The sequence below is a fragment of the Microbacterium sp. B35-04 genome, assembly GCF_010634885.1.
Lineage (GTDB): Bacteria > Actinomycetota > Actinomycetes > Actinomycetales > Microbacteriaceae > Microbacterium.
In genome coordinates this window covers 1-683 of the sequence record NZ_MWLP01000172.1, presented here as the reverse complement: position 1 = coordinate 683, position 683 = coordinate 1, and the positions used below count along the sequence as shown (strand labels likewise).

Sequence of the window (683 nt, the reverse complement as noted above, 5' to 3'; positions counted from 1 at the left end):
GGCCGACGAGATCGAGCGCCGCTACGGTGCGATCAACGACTTCGAGAAGCGCCTGACCGACACCGGCACGCGGATCGTGAAGGTGATGCTGCACATCTCTCCCGAAGAGCAGAAGTCGCGGCTCATGCAGCGGCTCGACCGCCCCGACAAGCACTGGAAGTACAACCCGGGCGACGTCGACGAGCGTGAGCTGTGGCCGTCGTACATGGCGGCGTACCAGACCGTCTTCGAGCGCACGTCGACCGATCACGCGCCGTGGCACGTGGTGCCCGCCGACCGCAAGTGGTACGCGCGCCTCGCGGTGCAGCACCTGCTGCTGGAGGCGCTCGAAGAGATCGACCCGCACTGGCCGGCGGCGACCTTCGACGTCGCGGCCGAGAAGAAGCGGCTCGCCGCGAGCTGAGCGCGCCTCTCCCGCGCAAGCGTTCGCGACGGGCCGGCCCGAGATGACAGAGTGAACGGCGTGACTTCGATCCAGACGCAGGCAACCCCCGACTATCGCGACACCGGCCTCGTGTTCCCTCCCGGGTTCACGTTCGGCTCGGCGACGGCCTCGTATCAGGTGGAGGGCGCGTTCGCCGAGGACGGCCGCGGCCCGTCGATCTGGGACACGTTCTCGAAGACGCCCGGCAAGGTGTGGAACGGCGACACGGGCGATGTCGCCTGCGACCACTACCACCGCT

At 68.5% G+C, this 683-nt stretch carries 1 protein-coding gene and 1 pseudogene; both read left to right on the top strand.

Features of this window, described 5'->3' with window-relative positions; translation table 11 throughout:
• Nucleotides 1-403: pseudogene (locus B1729_RS20325) on the top strand (polyphosphate kinase 2 family protein); the annotation flags it as partial.
• A gap of 69 nt (nt 404-472) precedes the next feature.
• On the top strand, nt 473-683 hold a 211-nt coding region (locus tag B1729_RS20320), incomplete at its 3' end, for a family 1 glycosylhydrolase (protein ID WP_204318983.1).